2 protein-coding genes are annotated in these 617 nt (G+C 45.2%); both read left to right on the forward strand.

Annotation, left to right across the window (positions count from 1 at the left end):
* Positions 1-135 (forward strand): ribosomal protein L7/L12 (locus A3750_RS02800; protein WP_197474838.1); only part of this gene is annotated, 135 nt, incomplete at its 5' end.
* Positions 136-357: 222 nt separating this feature from the next.
* Positions 358-617, forward strand: a 260-nt coding sequence (locus tag A3750_RS02805) for a hypothetical protein (RefSeq protein WP_156498336.1), incomplete at its 3' end; no start/stop codon positions are given.

Raw genomic sequence — 617 nt, forward strand, 5'->3', positions numbered from 1 at the left:
GGTCTAGGCCTTAAAGAAGCGAAAGCAATGGTTGACGGTGCTCCATCAACTGTTAAAGAAGGCGTTAGCAAAGACGACGCTGAAGCTGCTAAGAAAGAGCTTGAGGAAGCTGGCGCTTCTGTTGAAGTTAAGTAACTATTCGTTGAATAGCGACTTGAGCAACATAGCCCAATAGTCCTTAAAAAGGAATTGGCCGGTGGTATCCTATGCCCCCGGCCTTTTTCCGTTGTTAAAGATTGCATTACTCCTCTAATGTAGGAGCGTTTCAGGGCTTGGCCCTGCCCTAGCAAATGCTGACCAGACGAAGTCACGTTGCTAGAAAGATTTCAGACCTTTTGTCATAACTGGGGAATACAGATGACCTACTCGTATACAGAGAAAAAGCGTATTCGTAAAGAATTCGGCACATTGCCGACCGTCATGGATGTGCCATATCTTCTGTCTATTCAAATAGACTCTTATAAAAGCTTTCTTCAGGAAGGTGGTGATGCTGCAGAGCGAGATGATTTAGGATTGCACGCAGCGTTTAAGTCTGTTTTTCCGATTGTTAGTTTTTCTGGTAACGCTGCCCTCGAGTACGTTAGTTACCGTCTCGGCGAGCCTGCTTTTGATGTAAA

The sequence above is a fragment of the Oleiphilus sp. HI0079 genome (assembly GCF_001635105.1).